Genomic DNA, 18,500 nt, shown 5'->3' on the forward strand with positions numbered 1-18,500 from the left:
CCTGTTGCCGCCATCCAAGAACTCAGCGACGGCGGCGTCCAACTCTCGCTCGACGCCCTCGGCAGCGCCGCCACCGCCGCAAATTCCATCAAATCGCTCCGCAAGCGCGGCCGGCACGTGCAAGTCGGCCTCCTCGCCGGCAGCGAATTCCGGCCGCGGCTGCCAATGGAGCTCGTGATTGGCCGAGAACTCGAAATTTACGGCAGCCACGGCCTCGCCGCCGCCGACTACTCGCCGCTGCTCGACCTCATCCTGGCGGGGAAGCTGCCCGTAGCCTCGATGGTGAGAAGAAAAATTTCTCTGGTAGAAGCCCCCGCCGCGCTGGTGGCAATGGGCAGCTTCGGCGAACCAGGAATTACCGTCATCGACCGCTTCGAGTAGCAGTCGCCCGTGTCGTTTCTTGCGGAGCACATAATCTAGCGTCTCCAGCGAGCGTCTCTTTTCGTCGCTTTGCTCAAAAAGGCGATTCCATGTGCCGTAACTTGTGCACGGCTCCGCTAGCAGCGACAGCACTCAATACTTCAGTCGCTGGCCAAATTCTGTTCACCCGTGGAATGTGATGCGGGGAATGGGCAGACTTTTCCGATAGTAGGGATTACTCCGGCCGTCGAGACGCTGCCGGCGCGTTCCTTTCTTCTTCTCATCACGACGCCGGCTGGAACACCAGAGGTTCGTGGGCATCGATTCTTTTCGGCGGTTCTCAGCGGACTCAGTTCGATGGTGATCCAACTCCAAGCTCCGCTGACCTTTTCGCAAGCTGCACGGCGATTTTTCGCCGACGCGCTGGCGATCATCGCGGTGCTTTGCGGGGGAAGTGCCTTGGCGGAGGACTCGCCGGTCGCTCCCGAGCAGGCGCCATCGACGATTCACGTCGCGCAGCTTGGCGAAGGCGACGATGACGACGACGAGGCCCCGCAGCCGTTGCCCCCGGTTAGCGTCATGGAACAAGAGTTTTCGACGCAACCCTATAACATGCCGACTCCGCCGCTTGAGCCGCAAATCGAAGGCATCTTGAAGCGGCTCAATGCGCTAGAAAAAGGCGGCGGTCCCAAAAAGCCCGACGTCAACGCGGAACTCAAGAAGGAATTTGACGTCAACGACGGCGTCGGCGATTGGCGAGATCTCTCCGGCGATAAGTGGGCCGTCAAACTCGGCGGCCACATGCAACTCGACAGCATCAACTGGGCCGACGTCGAGAATCCGCCCGTTCCAGCCTACAACTACGTTGAATTCCGCCGCTTGCGGCTGCTGGCCGACGGCGTCGGCTATGGCGTTTACGACTTTCGCCTGCAAATCGACATCGAGCCCGAGGGCGAGGACAACGTCACCACGCCGGTTACCGTCATCAAAGACGCCTATCTCACGATGAATGAAGTTCCCGTCATCGATCGGTGGCGGATTGGTAATTTCTTCGTGCCGTTCGGTTTAGAGCAAGTCACGAACGACACGAACAACATTTTTCTCGAGCGTTCGATCCCGACGCAGGGCATTTTTACCGCTGATCGTGAAGTCGGCATGGCGATTTACGGCGTTGACGACGCCAAAGATTTCACGTGGACGACGGGCGTCTTCATCGACAGCCTCAGCGAAGCGACGAAGGAGCGAATCGACGGCAATCAGGGGCAGCGCGTCAGCGGCCGGCTCACGTATTTGCCGTATTACGACGAACCTTCGAACGGCCGCTACCTCATTCACACCGGCGCCGGCGTGCTCTATACGCACGACCAAGACGAACAAGCCAGATTCCGCGCCCGACCGCAAATTCACGAAGGGCCGTTCTTCATCGACAGCGGGCTATTTCCCGCGAAGTCTTACACAACGGGCAACATCGAACTCGCCACCGTATGGGGGCCGTTCTCCGTGCAGAGCGAAATGTACCTCTCAAACGTCGATCGCATCAACGACGAAGTGGCGACGATTTCCGGCGCCTACGTCTACTGCAGCTATTTTCTCACGGGCGAAAATCGCATTTACGAACGCTACGGCCAGCATGGCGCCCAATTCGGCCGCAATGTTCCTTACTCGAACTTCTTTCTCACGCCCGGCGGGTGTGGGCCAGGCGCTTGGGAATTCAAGGCTCGTTGGTCGAACCTCACGCTCACCCAACTCGATAGCGGGCAGTACAACGACTTCACGATCGGTTTCAATTGGTACTGGTCCGATCGCGTCCGCACGATGTTCGACTGGATTCATCCAATCACCCGCTACGGAACCACGCCGTACGGCCCGCAGACTGCCGACATCATTGGCATGCGGTTCGATTTTAATTTTTAAGAGGGGTGCAGCATGACAACTCGAAAAACGCTGCTCGCCATGTTATTCACGCTGGCGATTGCGGGCGGAACGAGCGGTACGGCCGCCGTTGCGGGGGAAATCTGCTGCGCGTTGTGCGGCTGCCACGATTCCTGCCAGAAAGTTTGCCGACTCGTTTGCGAAGAGAAGAAAGTCGACGTCATCTGTTGGGGCGTGAAGTGCGAAGATTTTTGCGTCCCCGGACCGAGCAAACCGTGCTGCAAGCAGTGCGATATGGTTTGCGACGAATGCAGCAAGAAAGCGAAAGAGGGCGATCCCCAGCCGACGCCGCATCGGTTCGTGTGGCGCGATTGGATTCCGAGCTCGTGTGCAACGATCCACACCAAGAAAAAGCTGATGCAGCGGATCGATACGAAAAAAGTCCCAAGCTACAAATGGGTCGTCGAGGACCTGTGCAAGAAGTGCGAATCGAAGGCCAAGTCCGCCTCCGTCGCGCCGGGCATGGCCATGCCGCCGATTCCGCAGACCGACGCGAAGATTTTGCTTGCCCACGCCGAGGAAGACCCTGGCCAGGAAGAATCGTCGACGGCCGTAAAATAGGCCGCGGCGTTCAGCAATGGGCGGCATCCGCCGGGGCGAAATGTGGAGTGTATAATTGACCAGAGGCGACCGGACGCCGGTCTGCCCGTCAATTGCTGCCTCGCCTCCGCTACGCCAGTCCCTGCTGTCGCCGAGTTCCGCCGTGGGTTGCCTCGAAGACAAACCGAAAGAGTGGGACCACCCCGGCAAGTTCAAATGCAAGTCGTGCGGCGCCACGTCGGATAGTAAGAAAAAGATCTGCAAGCCGACGAAGGTTGAGAAGAAGAAAAAGGGGTAGCGTGGGGCTGCGGTCGCATCTCGCTTTGCGCTGACCGCTCACCTATAGTGTGCCGATGCGAGTCGGGCTCTTCATTCCCTGCTACATCGATCAGTTCTACCCTCGCGTCGGCATCGCCACGCTGCGGCTGCTGGAGCATTTTTGTCCCGGCCAAGTCGAGTTCCCCACTAGCCAAATCTGCTGCGGCCAGCCGATGGCGAACTCCGGCTGCACGGCCGACGCGAAGCCCGCAGCCGAGCGATTTGTCGCCACATTCCGCCCCTACGATTACATCGTGGCGCCGAGTGGTAGCTGCGTGTCGATGGTGCGTCATCACTACCACGGACTCGTCGCCGACGAAGCCGTGCTCGCCGAGGTGCAGGCGAAGACGTTTGAGCTTTGCGAGTTCCTCACCGATGTCTTGCAAATCGAGCCACCCGCTGGCCGGTTTCCCCATCGCGTCGGCATGCATCAGAGTTGCCACGGCTTGCGAGATTTGCGACTGGGAAAATCAAGCGAGCTGAACGTCACGCCGTTCAACAAAGTTGAGCGGCTGCTGTCCAAACTCGACGGGATTGAATACACGCAGCCCGATCGCGCGGATGAATGTTGCGGCTTCGGCGGTTCGTTCGCCGTCTACGAGGAAGCGGTCTCGTGTATGATGGGGCGAGATCGGATTGCCGATCACCAACGCGCCGGCGCCGAGGTTCTCACCGCTGGCGACATGTCTTGTCTGATGCATCTCGACGGGCTGATTCGGCGTGAACGTCGGCCGTTGCGGGTGCTGCATGTGGCGGAGGTGTTGGTCGAGGGGATGGGGATTGGCGGTGCGTAGAAGGTCCCCATAAAAGCCACCGGCTCCGCCGGTGGACGAAGTGCCAGCTTGTCGTCCTGTTTGCTGCGTCCACCGGCGAAGCCGGTGGCTTTCATTGATGCGGTATCGTGAAATTTTTTGGCGACGATGAAAACCTTCGATCATCCCACTGCCGCTGCGGAGTTCGTCGCCGACGACGCGCATGCCCATTGGCACGATCAGGCCCTCTGGTTCATTCGGGCCAAGCGGGATAGGGCCTCGCAAACGCTGCCCGAGTGGGAAGTCCTCCGCGAGCGGGCGGCGGCAATCAAACAGCACACGATCTCGCATCTCGGCGATTACCTCGAAGAGTTCGAACGGAACGCTACGCGGCTTGGCGCCGTTGTTCACTGGGCCCGCGATGCGGCGGAGCACAACGCGATCGTCCACGGCTTGCTGCGCGAACGGGGCGTCCGCCGCATGGTGAAGAGCAAGTCGATGCTGACCGAAGAGTGCGGCCTCAACCCATACCTCGAACAGCAGGGGATCGAGGTTACCGATACCGACCTCGGCGAGTGGATCGTCCAGCTGCGGCGCGAGCACCCCAGCCACATCGTGCTGCCGGCGATTCATATCAAGAAGGAAGAAGTCGGCGAGCTGTTTCACCGCGAGCTCGGCACCGACGAAGGCGCGACCGATCCGACGTACCTCACCGAGGCGGCGCGGCATCGCTTGCGGGAGAAGTTTCTGCAGGCCGAGGCGGGGCTGACCGGCGTCAACTTCGGCATCGCCGAGACGGGGGGCTTCGTCGTCTGCACGAACGAAGGGAACTCCGATCTCGGCACGTCGTTGCCGAAGCTTCACATCGCCTCAATGGGGATCGAGAAGCTTGTGCCGCGGTTGGATGATCTGGGCGTATTCTTGCGATTGCTCGCGCGTTCGGCGACGGGGCAGCCGATCACCGCCTACAGCACGCACTACCATGGCCCGCGACCAGGCTGTGAGTTACACATCGTGCTCGTCGATAATGGGCGGACGAAGCTACTCGCGAGCGATGATTTTCGCAACTCACTGCGCTGCATTCGTTGCGGGGCGTGCCTCAACACGTGCCCGGTTTATCGCCGCAGCGGCGGGCATAGTTACGCGGCGTCGGTGGCGGGGCCGATCGGGTCGATCGTCAATCCGTCGCGCGACCCGGCCAAGTACCACACGCTTCCATTCGCCTGCACGCTGTGCGGTTCGTGCGGCGACGTTTGCCCAGTGAAGATCGACCTGCCAAACCAACTGCTCACTTGGCGGCAACGAATCGCGGAGTTGGGGCTGCTCGAACCATCGAAGCGGCGATTGATGGTAGTTGCCGGCAAGCTATTGAGCAGCCCGAGGTTGTACGCGTTAGCCGGGAGTGCCGGAAGAACGGCGCTGCGTTGGGCGCCGCGATGGCTGGTGTACAACCGCTTTAATCCGTGGGGCAGGCAGCGCGAGTTGCCGACGCCGCCGGCAGAGAGTTTCCGGCAGTGGCATGCTCGTCGCGGGCGCAGAGGGAAGCCGCAATGAGCAGCGCCGCACGCGATCAGATCTTGCGCGACATCCGCCGCTCGTTGCCGGCCGATGCGCTGCGGCCATCGCTCGATGGCGACTGGGTTCGCTATGCAGACCCGTATGCCCAATTCTTCGAAACGCTGCGCGGCGTCGGCGGGGCAGGGCGGATTGTCGTCGGCGAGGTGCAACTCCGCGAAGAAGTCGAACGCGTCATCGAGTCGATCGGGGCCAAGGAGATTTGTTCCGTCGTGCCCGCTGCGGCGGGAGGAAACGTAGATCTCGCGGCAGTCGACGATCCGCATCAACTCGCGGGGGTCGATCTCGCAGTTCTCCCCGGCGAACTCGCGGTTGCGGAGAACGCCGCGGTGTGGGTGACGAATGCTCAGGTGGGGCAGCGCGTCGCGTACTTTCTGTCGCAGCATGTGGTGCTCGTCGTGCCGCACGATCGCATCGTCAACAACATGCACGAAGCGTACGAGTGGCTGCACCGCACGGCCGGCCCTGCGGGTCCGTTTGCCGCGGCGACGTGGGGGACGTTCATGTCGGGGCCGTCGAAAACGGCCGACATCGAGCAGGCGCTGGTCATCGGCGCCCACGGGGCGCGCTCGCTCCACGTGTTCTTGCTCAAACCGTGACGCGAAGTTCGTCGCCGAGGCGAATCGCCATTGCGCCGGCATGCGTCGGGGCGAGCGACGTGTTGAGCGTCAGTCGATAAAAATGGTTAAAAGCATCCACTGGAGCCCAGGCGGGGAGTTCGGCTTGGCGGTGAGCGGAAAACGCCTTGGCGAATCCTGAGGTGATTTCTCCCGTGAGCGAATCGCGGGAGGGGACGGCGCACCGTTGGCAGGGCGTGCGGCCACGAAATAGCACGTCGCCGAGCGTGAATTGCGTCGGTCCCGTGTCGGTCGCGACGAGACGATCTTCCCAGAAGGGCTCGGCGGCGTCGATTTCAAGATTCGCGCGGAAGCGACGGCGGACTTCGTCGAGTTCGAGGCCAAACCACGCGGCGACGCGCTCGAGCGAGCTGACGCTCACCAGCGTCGGCCCCGAGGCGTCGGCGTCGTCGGGAAAACCGATCGCTTGGTTCTCGATCAGCAGGCACTTGCGGCCGATCGCTTCGCTGAGCCATTCGCCGGCGCGATCGACGTCGTTGGGGAGTTCGCAGCTGAGCGATTCCAAATTGGGGTGATGGAGCGTGACGATTGCTCCGTTCTGCTCAAACGCGGCGCGAATCGGATGAATCGCCGGGGTCCGCTTGCCGTTGACGAATTGTCGCATCGGATCGACGATTGCCCACCGCCGATCGCCGACAATCGGGCCGGTCGGCATCAACTCAGCCGCGTCGGCTTCGTAGCCGTCGAGCGACTTGATCGGGTAGATCGTGATGCGCGAGAGACGTGGCATGTCGGTAGCCGCGGGTCAACGACCCGCCGGAGCGGTGACGGAAGAATTTGTGATGAAGGATTTATGATTGCTGATGGGATGACGATAAAAATCCATTCGGGATGTCTTTTGGTGGTTCGCTCCGGCGGGTCGTTGACCCGCGGCTACTTCGGATCACGCAGCGCGCGTTCGATCTCTGCGAGCAGGGGGCGTGCGTCGGAGAGGTCGTTGAGCAACAAGTCTGGTTTCGCTGCTGCTAGTTCTTCACGCGTCGCGCCGCCGGTCGGTACCGCCACGGCGAACGCGCCGATTGATCGTGCGCAAGTGACGTCGTGCACCGTGTCGCCGATGACCATCGCGCCGGAAAGCTCGCAAACTTCGAGGCCGCGCGATTCCTGCCACTCGGCGTTTGCGACGCGCTGCGCTTCGGCAAGCGCCGCCGCGGCGATGCCGTTGCGATCGGGCGAGGCGTCGCCGAAACCGCCGAACGAAAAATGCTCGGCGAGTCCATAATGTTGGAGCTTGTGATCGGCGCCTTCGCGGATGTTGCCGGTCAGCAGGCCGACGAGCGGGTGGCCGGCGGCGGCGAGTTCTTCGAGTAAGGCGACGACGCCGGGGAGGACGCGGCCTGATTTTCGTTGGAGAGCCGACGGCAAGCGTTCGAGGTAGCCTGCCCGAAAGCGGCGCCAATTTTCGTCGTGGGGATCGACGCCGTGGAGTCGCATTAGGTCGCTGGCGATCGCTCGGTCGCTGCGACCCGCGAAGGGAACCTTACCGCTCAGTTCGTCGACGCCGAACTCGGCCGCGAACGTTTCGGCGAACGCCAACTGACCGGCGCCGCCAGTGGAGACGAGGGTTCCGTCGATGTCGAACAGGATTGCGTACACGGGCGGTTGGCCTGGAGTGAAGTGGCTTGTCGGTGTGATGTCGCGTTGTTTTGAAGCGAGAACGCGATTTTAGGCGACACTAAGGAATTGTTGTAAGTGGTTTTGCGGTCGAGGTTTACTGCGAATGTCGTGTGCTTGGTGTCGCATTTGAGGCGACACCTAGCGGTGGCCGTTCGTACGAACGGCTTACTAGTTGTGACTGCTTTTCTAGCCCCGGGCTCCGCCCGGGAGTGGCGTGAACTACTCATACGACAACACCCCTCGGAATGGAGACCGACCCCCGGGCGGAGCCCGGGGCTAGGGATTTACGATGTCGGGCTGCAATTCCAACCTACCGATTGAGCGGCCGAAAGCAATCCGCAGTTTCGGCCAGCGCTAGCGGTAGGGGCGCAGGCCGCGTTCGGTTTGGATGCGGTTGAGCAGCGCGAGGGCACGCGGTTCCTGCTTGAGGAACTTAATGAGCTGCGAGGTCGAGACGCCGAGTTGTTCGGCCGTGGCAGGGGCGGCCCAGTCGGCGGCGGCCAGGGCGTCGAGCGCTTCTGCGAGCAGGGCAGGGAAGTCGTCGTGTGATGTGCTGACGGTGATGCGTTGGCCTTTAGCGCGGGTTTGCCACAACTCGGACGGAACGTTGAGGGGGTCGGGGGCCTTTTGCCGCTGGGGACTTGGCTCTTCAGGTAGCGTCTGTTGCGGCAAAAGGCCCCCGACCCCTTTCCCGGTCCGCACGGCGAGGGCGAGTTCGACGCGGAGGCGGTGTTTGGCCTGAGCGAGATTCTCCGCTTGGCTGCGGCGTTCCGACGCTTCGCCGCGGATGCCAGTCGGCGTGTGAGTGATGACGATCGCCGTTTCGGTTTTGTTGCGATGCTGGCCGCCGGGGCCGGAGCCGCGGGTGCGTGTGACTTGGCACTCGGTTAGGAGTTCGTCGATCGGCAGGGCGGCGGGATGGAGCATGAAAGATGCGACTCAGCTCGCTTTGAGCTTCGTCATCTCTGCTTGCAGCTTGTCGATCTCTGCTTGCAGGCGGGCCGGTTCTTGCGGATCATCGGGCTGTTGTTTGGCGCCGGCGAGTTGCTGCTGCAGCGTCCCAAGCTTTTGACGAATGACTTCGATCCGCTTCTTTGCCTTCTTATCCATGAGGAGATCTCGTGAGTTGAGTGGAGCGGCGTCGGCCGATTAGTGGTAGGTTCGCATCAAGGCGCCGATGATGATAATCGCCAGCACGGCAAACCAGGCGAGGTTGAGCCAGGTTCCCATCCGGGCGCGAAACTTGTCCGCGGCCGCCGTTCGGCCCGCTAGGATCGCCGCGACGAAGAAGACGAATAGGGCCAACAAGAACTTGGCGCCGAATAGCATGTGGTACGGCGAGGGCAACGGGGCGCCCGCCGCCTTCGCCTCGCGGACGAACGTGATGTAATTGAACAGACCGCTGCCAATGAGAAACAGCGTCGCGACGCCGACCCAGCGGGCCCAGACGGTTCGCCGGCCCGCAAAACAGGCATCGGAACCAGCCGGCGCCAACACGGTTCGCAAGTAAAACAACCCGCCGCCGATGATGATCGCGAAGCCAATGTGCAGCACGCGGCTCAGCAGTCGCACGGCGAAGGGGCCGTCGATTTGCGGGCCGGCCGCCGCGGCTTGGGCGAGTAGCGACAGGGCGTCGATATCGGCGGAAAAGAGTGACATGGACGCTGCTCCGGCGGGCTGATGAACCACTGGCGCCGACGCTGGCGCCGCTGGGGTTCGATCGTAAGCCGCCGCCCCCGATTCGTCTACCGCTGGTCGGCGGCAGGTTGCTCAGCGAGCCATTTCCGGGCGGCCGCGAGCGACTCCTCGACGGACGCGAGCTTGCCGTCGAGTTGCCGATCTCGCAAGTATTCCAGCAGCGGCGAGAAGTGCCGTCCGCCGCGGATGCCGTTGCGCAGCAAGTCGTCGCCCGTGACGAGTTGCGGCGGATTGAGTGATTCCGGCGAGCGGGCGAGTTCGGCACGGCAGCGCACCAGGCTCGCATCGTCGGCCGGCAGGCTCGCTACGAGGAGTTCCATCAGCTCGGGCGCCCCCTCGTGAACCAGCAGCCGCTGCAGCCGCGGCCAGGGGAGCGAAGCCGCCTCCGTCACGACGGACAACTGCGCGAGCAACCACGCGGTCCGCTCCAATTCTTTATTCGAGAGTTTTAGTCGTCGGCCAACGTCCCGCATTGGCGCCACGTCAATCATCCCGTAGAAGAGCGCCGCTAGGCCCGAAGCGACCGTGGCGTAGGGTAATTTGTCGAGTCGGATGAGCGCCGCTTGCCATAGCGCATCGTTGGCGGCGGCATGTGGCGCGAGTTCGGGAAGGATCGGCGACATTAGCTCAGCCTGAGCAAGTAGCCTAGCGCCAAGTGCCCGCGACGCGTGCGTGACGATCCGCCGTAATTCGGCGCCGATCCGCTCGCCACTCACTTGCGAGACTTGCGCCGCCATCGATTGCACGGCGGCGAGCGTCGCCGGATCGAGCGCGAGGCTGTACGTCGCCGCAAAGCGAACCGCCCGCAACAGACGGAGCTTGTCTTCGGCAAAACGTTGCTGCGGATCGCCAATCGCTCGCAACACGCGAGCCTCCAAATCGGCGACGCCGCCGACGTAATCGACGACCTCTTCGGCGATCGGATCGAAGAAGAGTCCGTTCACCGTGAAATCGCGGCGCTGGGCGTCGTGCCGCGCGTCACTGAACGCCACCGACTCGGGCCGCCGGCCATCGAGGTACGTGCCATCGGTGCGAAAAGTCGCCACCTCGATTGGATCGAGCGGCTTGCGGGCCAGCACGGAAATGACGCCGAACGACGCCCCGATCGCGAGGGTCCGCCGCTGGCCGAACAACTCGCGAACTTGTTCCGGCCGGGCACTCGTCGCGACGTCGTAGTCTTTCGGAGGAATGCCGAGCAACTGATCGCGAACGCATCCGCCGGCCCACAGCGCATCGTATCCCGCATCGCGCAAGCGACGGACGACGTCGAGCGCGAAATCACGTTGACTGACTGGCGTTTCCACAGAACCTCAACCATCTCGTTCCCACGCTCCGACGCTCTGCATCGCGAGACTCCAGGTTACCACCGAGTCACTCTATCCAGCAGCACCACACCGCCGATACCGTTTAGATGATAGCTCGGTCAGGCCTGAAAGGCCGCGCCATGATAGCCCAGGGCGCAGCCCTGGGAATCCATCGCATGATGCTCGCCGAAGCCCTGAAAGGGCGCGCCAGCGCGCCCTTTCAGGGCTTCGATTCACGATTGTTCATCCTCACCCAGGGCTGCGCCCTGGGCTATCGCAGCGCGGCCCTACAGGCCGCATGTCCTGTTGGCCACGCGAAGTTTTTACTTCGGCAACGCGAGCAACCCCGCGATCGCTTGATTGATCTGCTTCACATGCGACGCTCGCGCCCGCTGATCCCAATTGAACTTCCGCTCGACCTCCGAGTCCAGCATCACCAGCGCCACTTCCGCCAGCGGCTCGCCGAGGGCTTGCTCGATCGCCAGGGTATAAACGAGCAGTTGCGCCTCGTATTGGTTCGCGACGGCGTCCAAATTCCCAGCCGACGTGCGGTTCGTTTTGAAGTCGAGCAACCGCCACCGGCCGTCGGCGCCCTGGTAGAGGCAATCGATGTAGCCGTGGAAGTAACGCCCGGCGGTCCCTTCGCCTGCCGGCGGCTTTCCTACCTCGCCTGTCGGCGGCCATGGCAGGAGGAATTCGACTTCGCGGCGAACAATCTTCGCCGCCGCCAACTCCGCCGCCCGTGGCGATTGCAGGAACCGCTCGACCAAATCGGCCGCCCGCTCCACCGTTTTCTCGGGAACCGCATCGGGCATGAGCGCGGCGATCGACTGGCAGAACTTGCGAGCCTCTTCTGGTTGGCGGAAATCAATCCGCTCCAGCGCCGCGTGCGCGACCGTGCCGAGCAGCTTCCCTTCGCGGTCGCCCTTTTCCAAACCGAGCGAACTCGCCGCCAAGCCCTGCTCCTCGTCCACCACCGCGAGGTCGGACTCGCGGGCAACCGCTAACGCCCCGGTCAGCTGCGAGAACGAAAACCTTCGCCTCGCACGCGCGTCGGCGGGAATCGGTTCGCTACCGCGCGGCAGCGCGCCGCTGCTCTTCGCCGCCAGTTGGCGGACGCTGGCCACCAACTTGTCGAGGTTCGAACCGCGCGACTGCGACGCCTTCGCCTCGGCCACCTCGGGCAGTTCGTCCGTCACGCGAATCTGCGGCGCCGCGTACCCCGGCGGCAGCGGTTGCCGTAGCGAACCGTCGACAAGACTTACTTGCTGATCGATCAACTGCAGCAAATCGCGTTTGGGGTTCTCCGGGTCGTCGATATTACTGCTGATGAGCAAGTAGTCGGCCGCCCGCGTGCACGCGACGTACAGCAGCCGCCGCCGCTCGGCGAGGTCTTCCACTCCCTCGGCGTAGCGGTAGAGATCCATGCCGATCAGCCCCTCGCGCTCGTCGGACGGGAGCGGCACGAGCGGGCCGAGCGACGCATCGAGCACCGGCGTCGTGGTGCCGGCGTTGCGCTGGCGGTCGAGATCGGGAAGCACCACGAGCGGGAACTCAAGCCCCTTCGAGTAGTGAATCGTCATGATGCGGATGACGTCACCCCCCTCAGACTGCGTTGCCGCGAGGGCCTCCTTTGGCGCGCGGGAGACGAACTCCGACAGCTGCGTGATGAAGCCGGGCAGATCGCCGGGCGAACTTCGATCGAGCGTTCGTGCTTGCTCGATCAACTTTTCGATGTTCGCCGCCTTGCGCGGGCCGAGGAACTCGGTGAGCAGCACGGCGTCGTAGCCGGTTCGCTCCATGGCAAGCGCGAACAAGTCGGCGACGAGCAGGCGATCTTTCTCAAGCCGCAGTTCGTTGATCGTCGCCGCCGCTCGGCGGACTTTCACCGCCTCGCCCGCTTCAAGTTCCGCCGGCAAACGGTCAGCCGCGGCGAGGGCGCCGTTGAGCGATTTGTGCCGCTCGACGAGCCAGTAGAGCGTTTCGTCCGTCAGCGAAAACAGCGGACTCCGCAGCGCCCCGGCCAGCGCGATCTCGTCGACTTCGCTGGAGACCGCGCGGAACAAGTTGAGCACGTCGTAGATTTCTTGCTGCGAGTAAAACGCGTGGCCGCCGGCGAGGTAGTAGCTAAGGTTGTGAGCCCGCAGCGCTTCTTCGTAGACCTGGGCGTCGCTGAGCGTACGGAGCAAGATCGCCACGTCGCCCGGTTTCAGTGGACGCGGCGTCGCCTTGCCGTCGACCATGTCGACGACCGCCGGCTCGCTGGAGTTGAGGAGTTGCACCAACCGCCGGGCGATCCAGTCAGCTTCTTCTGCGCGGGCGTCGCGTGCTGCACCGGCACGTCGCCCCTTCTTCTGCTTCTGTGCTGGCGTTGGTGCTGCGGGATCGATAGCGACGCCTTCTTCATCGCCTCGGCTGTTCTCGCCTGGCGTCCAGAGGAACTCGACCGCCGGCACCGGCGTCGCCTGCGGGCGATTCGGCACGAGCGGTTCGTACTGCTCAAAGGCGCCATGGAACACCGCGTTCACAAAATCGGTAACGGCCGGCTGGCTGCGGAAGTTCGTCGTCAGCGACAGCCGACCCGGCGGCGGCAACTCGTTGCGGAGGTTGAGCGACACTTGCGGCTCGGCGCCGTTGAAGCGGTAAATCGACTGCTTGAAATCGCCGACCGCGAATAGCCCGCGGTCGCGCCAATCGTCGCCGCAAAAGGCTTCGATGATCTCAACCTGCAGCGGGTTGGTGTCCTGGAACTCGTCGACCATCAGCAGTTGCGTGCTGCCGGCGAGTTCCTCGCGAATCGCCGCGTTCGCCGGCGACGTGAGCAAGCGGTGAGCGCGAGCCAACAAGTCGTCGAACTCCAGCTGATTCCGCCGCGACTTCGAGCGTTCGAGCGTTTCGGTAACGTCGCCGACGAGTCGCAGCAGCGAAAGCCCCTGCGCCGCCGCTTCGCGGGCCGCCGTTTCGTCAAACTGTTTCTTCAGCAGGCTTTTATCGACTCGTTTGCGGAAGACTTCGCAGGCCTTCTTGTACTCCTCGAAATCTTCGGCGTCACGCCAATCTTTGACGGTGCACTTCCCCTTCACCATCGCCATGTCGCGCAGGTTGTCGAGCATGAGGTTTGCTTCAAGAACCGACGGCGTTCGCGTCGTTGTCGCGGCGTCGCCTGCCGCGTCATCCGTCGGCGCTACCAGTTGCAACGCACGACTGAGATCGTCGAGGTGCTGATACAGCTTGTCGCTCTCCGCAAGCGTCGGGTTCGCAATCAATCGCAGCCGATGGGCCTCTTCGCTCGACAGCAGATCGGGAATCGCCGACGGCGCCGCCTCTTCAGCCAAGTACTGCTGCCAACGCGCGACGACGTCGTCGACGGTGGAGTTCCGCCACCGCTCGATCGCCGGCATCGCCAGCGGCCCCGCCAATCCGGCCACCTCGGTGCGAACGCGATCGAGCCCGCGCTTCGCCGCGAGATCGAGCACGCTTTCATTTCGTTCGAGCAACAACGCCCGCAGCCGATCGTCGACCGTCTCGAGCTTAATCAACTCCGCCGTCGCAGCGTCGAGCACTTCGAACTGCGGATCGAGCCCCGCCTCCACCGCGTGCGCTCGCAGCAGTTGCGTGCAAAACGAGTGAATTGTGCTAATGCGGGCACTGTCCATCGACCGCATCAGGCGTTGCCAAGCGGCCGACTCCGCTTCGTCGCTGGCGGCTTGCAACCGCTGGAAGCAGCGGCGGCGAATTCGCTCGCGCATCTCGCGAGCGGCGGCGTCGGTGAAGGTGATGGCCACGATTTCGCCCAGTTCCGCCCGCTCGACTTGCGTCGGGTCGACGTGCGAGAGGAAACGCTCCGTCAGCACGAACGTCTTGCCGCAGCCGGCCCCGGCGGAAAGCGAAACGGAGCGGTCGCGGGCGTCGAGCGCCGCACGCTGCTGGTCGGTCAGTTTCGAAACGGGGGCCGTCGACTTGCTCATGCGTCGACCTCCACCGGCGGAATCCACCGCTTTTCGAGGCTCCGCACATGTGCGATCCGGCAGCCGGTGCTGAACGGGCAAAACGTGCCGCAGTCTTTATCTTCGTTGAACACGGGGAACCACCCGTGGCGGATGCCGTCGACAATTTCGCCGATGCGTTGCAAGAGCGCTCCTTTTAATTCCGGCCAATGCGCCGCTTCACGCAGCACGCCTTTCTCCACTTCGGCGAGAGTGAGCGGACCGCCCGAGCGCGAGCCGGCGCCGAATCCCTTGCCGCGGACGCTCCAGTAACCTGCCGACAACCCGACGGCTTCCTGGTCGGCCAGCAGCAACTCCGCCACCGCCATCGCGTAGAGCGGCAGCTGCAATTGCGTGCCGGCCCGCATCTTCGCTTCATCCACGCGTTGCTTCGCCGAAGTCTTATAATCGATGACGTTGAAGACAGTAACGCCGCCGACACGGCCGACGTCGATGCGGTCGATCTGCCCGGTGAAGCGAATCTGCTCCTCCTTGATCTTTAGCTCAAACGGCTTGTCGGTCGAAAGCGTCGCGTCGTCGGTCGATTCGCTCCGTTTGTTCTTCGGCCCGAAGCGGGCTTCGAAGTAGGTCGCCTTCAAAGGGCTATCGACCTGCGGCCAAGCGACCGCGTAGTCGCCATGCTGCCGGGCGAATTGCTCGGCCCACGCGGCGATTTGACGGCGTTCGATTTCAACGAGCGCTCGATCAAGCCCCCGCCGCGGCCGCTCGCCGACGACGCGATCGAGCATTACCTGAAAGTTGTCGGCCACCTCTTCAGGCGACGGCGCGGAGCCTTTGTCCGCGAGTTCATTGATCACGGCGTAGAGCCGCGCGAGCGTCTCGTGCAGCAAGCTGCCGCGGCGGGCGAGGTCGTTCTCCAGCGCGAGTTCCGGCAACGCTTCGAGCTTCAGCAGATGCTCGCCAAAGAAGCGGAACGGGCAAGCGGCGTACGTCTCAAGTCGGCTAGGGCTCCAGATGTACTCGGGGCCGTAATAGGCCGCGAGCCGCGCGCGGGCGTCGTTCGAGAGGAAGATTCCTTCGAACTCGCCAAAGATCTTGCGATCGCCGCGGCCGGCAACTGCGTTGATCCCTTCGAGAATCGAACCGCCGACGCTGGCATGCTGCGGCGACCGAACCAGCGCCGCGAGTAACTTCGCATCGTGCCTCGCGGAATCGTGAGCGTTCAGCACGGCGTGGCGGCGAACATCGCTGCGCGACAGCGGTGCATCGCCATGTTGATGTTCATAACTGAGCGATTGCGTCGTTGTCCTAATATCGTGCTCGCCGAACGCTCGCCGCAGTTCCATGAGAAACGGGCTCGGCGGCAGCGGTTGCGCCTTGGCGTCGAGCGCGGGAAAGCTGAGCGTCAGCGTCTGCGTTGGCGCGGTAACCGTCTGGAAGAAGAGCAGCATCTCGTCGCTTGCGGCCGCCGACAGCTCAGCAGCGGCGGCGCCATCGGTCGCTTCCTCGTCGGCGGCATTGCTCTGGCGACCAGCCGGGAACGCTTGCTCGCTTAGCCCGCCGAGGAACAGATGCCGCGGCCGGAGGAAGCGGAGGCTCTCGGCGCCGAGCACCTGCACGCAACCGGTCGCTTCGCGCGGCTCGGGCGCCGGCAACTCGATGGCGGTCGTCGCGATGAGGTCGATCAACTCATCGAGACTGAGCTTCGTCGGCTCGTCGCCGGCCCACGCATCGACATGCGCCGCCGACTGCAGGCCTTCGAGGAGGATCGCCCACTCACGCCGCGGGTTGCGTTCCGCCCCATCTTCAACGTCGAACAACCCGAGCCGACGGATGAACGCCTCGATCACCTCGGTCCAGCGACCGATCGTCGCCCGCCCGGGCAAATCGCTGAGCGCCGCTGCAAACCCATGCAACCGCTCGGCCGCGGCGGGGCTGTCGAATCCACGCAACGCGAGTTCCTGCAGCAGCCGCGAGGTTTGCGGCGCAGCTTTCACGGGTAGGTCATCGCCGAAGGGATCGTCGTCCAGAATGGCGCCGCTTGAAGGGCTGCTTGAAGATTCGTCGCCAAATGGATCATCGTCGAAAAGCGGCAAGTGATCGTCCGCTTTTGAACTCGCCGCAGGCTTCCGTTTGCTCTCCTTTGCCGGCACGACACTCGCATTCACCGGCGCGACGTCCGCGATGGCGGCAGCCGCCTGAGCAGCGGGCGCTTCGCCCACCAAATCGAGCAGCGCGTCGCGCCCCGTCGGCAACTGCGCCTGCCGCACCAACCACTCCACGCCCCCGCGCACCGATCCACCAGCCCCCTCCCCTTTCCCCTTTCCACTCTCCCCTTTCACGCCATCCCACCAGCCAATCGACCGATCCCCCACCACATGCAATAGCCGCCGATAGGCCCAATCCTCTGGCACGAGCCGCAGCACATTCAGCAAGCTTCGCACGAGCGGCGTCGCGTTGAGCTTGCGGGACGCATCGAGGTAATACGGAATGCCAAAATCATCAAAGGCCTGCCGCACGCGATCGGCCACCTCGTAGGTCGAGCGAAATGCCACCATCACGTCGCTTGGCGCCGCCCCCTCGACGAGCAGCAACTTCACGCGGCGGGCAATCTCTTCAATCTCGGCTCGCACGCTGCTCGCGGCGATGATGTGGAACCGGCTGAGCGTGGCGAGCGCCTCGTCCGACGGCGGTTCGAGCTGGCGGTAACTGCGGAACAGGTTGCGGCGGAGGTGATCGAGGGCGGGCCAATCAGGAGAAGGCTGAAGGATGAAGGAGGAAGGAGGAAGGCTGTAAGCAGCGGGGGCCGCAGCGGCGAGGTGTGTTGCTAACTGTTCGTTGTCGAGAAGCGGAGCGGCACCTAACTCCTCAACAAGTTGCTGCCGCGTGGCGATCGTTCGCGCGAACAGATCCCGCCGCTCTCCCTCCCCTACCTCGCCCGGCAGCGTCACCACCACCCGCGTCGCCCGTTGCGACAGCAACTGCAGCATCATCAACTGCGTCGCCGTGAACTCGGTGAACCCGTCAACGACCGCCAGTTCAATGCCGGTCGCCACGGCCGGCTCGGCCAGCATCCGGTCGCGGGCCGCCCGGAACATCCCCTCGGCGTCGACCAGCCGTTGGTCGTCGAGCCACTGCTCGTAGGCGGCGTACAGCCCGGCGAGTTCCCGTTGCCGGGGCGTCCCCCGCTTTTGCCGACGAGCGAAATCCTTGGCCGGCACATCCCGCCGCCGCAGCCGGACGATCGTCTCGTCGACCAGATTGACCAGCCCCGACGAACCGCCGACCGGGGCGAAGTATTTGAGGGCCCCCTCAGCCTGAGCCTGGGCGATCACCTGTCGCACCAACCGACGCCGCTGGAGGGTCGAGATCGGCCGCAACGGCCGAGCCCCGTCGCGGACCACGCCGACGGCGAACCCAGCGAAAGTGGTCACCCCGGGGTCCAGAATTGCCCCCGCGCCCCCCAGGGCCAGTTCCTCTCGAACCGCCCGGGCGACGGCCTGGCTGGGGGCGATCCAGAGCGTCCGCCGCCGCTCGCCAAGTCCCCCTAACCGCAATAGTTCCCGGTACTTGCGCAGCAAGACCGCCCGCTGCGGCTCCCCACTCAACCCAATTGCGACGACCAGTCTGGCATCCATTTCCATGGGAGAATCGTACACCGGCGGCCGATGAGACGAGAAGAGTGGCAGGGTTCAGACGTCGGGGTTCAGGTTTCGGTGAAGGCCCCTTCCCGTTTTCCTGCTGAACCCCGAACCCTGCCCGCTGAACCCTCGGACCTGAGGGATGACGGAAGGCCGCCCCAGTCGACCTTCACACGTT

The 18,500-nt window shown here is 63.5% G+C and carries 15 protein-coding genes (1 of these 15 running past the window's edge); 7 read left to right on the forward strand and 8 right to left on the reverse strand.

The window, feature by feature from the left end; genetic code table 11:
* From ACQY7R_RS28055 to ACQY7R_RS28085, 7 genes are all read left to right on the forward strand, one after another.
* Positions 1–381 carry the end of a zinc-dependent alcohol dehydrogenase family protein gene (locus tag ACQY7R_RS28055; RefSeq protein ID WP_428308830.1) on the forward strand. Its footprint begins 699 nt before the window's first position, so 381 of the gene's 1,080 nt are visible here — the last part of the coding sequence; its start codon lies off the left edge, out of view; the stop codon is at positions 379–381.
* A gap of 336 nt (positions 382–717) precedes the next feature.
* The gene (locus tag ACQY7R_RS28060; protein WP_428308831.1) at positions 718–2,274 is read left to right on the forward strand and encodes an OprO/OprP family phosphate-selective porin; all 1,557 of its coding nucleotides are present in this window, start codon (positions 718–720) and stop codon (positions 2,272–2,274) included.
* A 12-nt stretch (positions 2,275–2,286) separates the two neighbouring features.
* Entirely contained in the window at positions 2,287–2,853 is a 567-nt protein-coding gene (locus ACQY7R_RS28065; RefSeq protein WP_428308832.1) for a hypothetical protein, read from the forward strand.
* A 142-nt stretch (positions 2,854–2,995) separates the two neighbouring features.
* A complete protein-coding gene (locus tag ACQY7R_RS28070; RefSeq protein ID WP_428308833.1) occupies positions 2,996–3,130 on the forward strand; it encodes a hypothetical protein in 135 nt (44 codons plus the stop codon).
* A gap of 55 nt (positions 3,131–3,185) precedes the next feature.
* Complete coding sequence (locus ACQY7R_RS28075) at positions 3,186–3,944, forward strand: (Fe-S)-binding protein (protein WP_428308834.1); 759 nt, start codon at positions 3,186–3,188, stop codon at positions 3,942–3,944.
* Between the two features lie 126 nt (positions 3,945–4,070).
* Positions 4,071–5,456 (forward strand): lactate utilization protein B, encoded by a 1,386-nt coding sequence (locus ACQY7R_RS28080; RefSeq protein WP_428308835.1) that lies wholly within the window; start codon positions 4,071–4,073, stop codon positions 5,454–5,456.
* Positions 5,453–6,076, forward strand: a complete 624-nt coding sequence (locus ACQY7R_RS28085; RefSeq protein WP_428308836.1) for a LutC/YkgG family protein — start codon at positions 5,453–5,455, stop codon at positions 6,074–6,076. Before ACQY7R_RS28080 ends, ACQY7R_RS28085 begins: the two co-directional genes overlap by 4 nt.
* Here ACQY7R_RS28085 and ACQY7R_RS28090 read toward each other — a convergent pair.
* The 8 genes from ACQY7R_RS28090 to ACQY7R_RS28125 form a co-directional block, all read right to left on the reverse strand.
* On the reverse strand, positions 6,066–6,845 hold the full coding sequence (locus ACQY7R_RS28090) for an MOSC domain-containing protein (protein ID WP_428308837.1): 780 nt from the start codon (positions 6,843–6,845) through the stop codon (positions 6,066–6,068). The genes ACQY7R_RS28085 and ACQY7R_RS28090 overlap by 11 nt on opposite strands.
* Positions 6,846–6,988: 143 nt before the next feature.
* Positions 6,989–7,711: an HAD family hydrolase gene (locus ACQY7R_RS28095; protein ID WP_428308838.1), complete on the reverse strand. Its 723-nt coding sequence runs from the start codon at positions 7,709–7,711 to the stop codon at positions 6,989–6,991.
* A gap of 375 nt (positions 7,712–8,086) precedes the next feature.
* Positions 8,087–8,659: a peptide chain release factor family protein gene (locus ACQY7R_RS28100; protein WP_428308839.1), complete on the reverse strand. Its 573-nt coding sequence runs from the start codon at positions 8,657–8,659 to the stop codon at positions 8,087–8,089.
* Between the two features lie 12 nt (positions 8,660–8,671).
* Positions 8,672–8,842 (reverse strand): hypothetical protein, encoded by a 171-nt coding sequence (locus ACQY7R_RS28105; protein WP_172991918.1) that lies wholly within the window; start codon positions 8,840–8,842, stop codon positions 8,672–8,674.
* 39 nt (positions 8,843–8,881) lie between these two features.
* Positions 8,882–9,391, reverse strand: a complete 510-nt coding sequence (locus ACQY7R_RS28110) for a hypothetical protein (RefSeq protein WP_428308840.1) — start codon at positions 9,389–9,391, stop codon at positions 8,882–8,884.
* An 86-nt stretch (positions 9,392–9,477) separates the two neighbouring features.
* Complete coding sequence (locus ACQY7R_RS28115; RefSeq protein ID WP_428308841.1) at positions 9,478–10,734, reverse strand: CCA tRNA nucleotidyltransferase; 1,257 nt, start codon at positions 10,732–10,734, stop codon at positions 9,478–9,480.
* Between the two features lie 323 nt (positions 10,735–11,057).
* Positions 11,058–14,702 carry a UvrD-helicase domain-containing protein gene (locus ACQY7R_RS28120; RefSeq protein ID WP_428308842.1) on the reverse strand — a complete coding sequence of 1,215 codons (3,645 nt, stop codon included), beginning with the start codon at positions 14,700–14,702 and terminating at the stop codon, positions 11,058–11,060.
* Complete coding sequence (locus tag ACQY7R_RS28125; protein ID WP_428308843.1) at positions 14,699–18,325, reverse strand: PD-(D/E)XK nuclease family protein; 3,627 nt, start codon at positions 18,323–18,325, stop codon at positions 14,699–14,701. The genes ACQY7R_RS28120 and ACQY7R_RS28125 overlap by 4 nt, the downstream gene beginning before the upstream one ends.
* Positions 18,326–18,500: the final 175 nt, after the last annotated feature.

Origin of the sequence: Lacipirellula sp. (assembly GCF_965279485.1) — a bacterium.
Taxonomy (GTDB): domain Bacteria; phylum Planctomycetota; class Planctomycetia; order Pirellulales; family Lacipirellulaceae; genus Lacipirellula.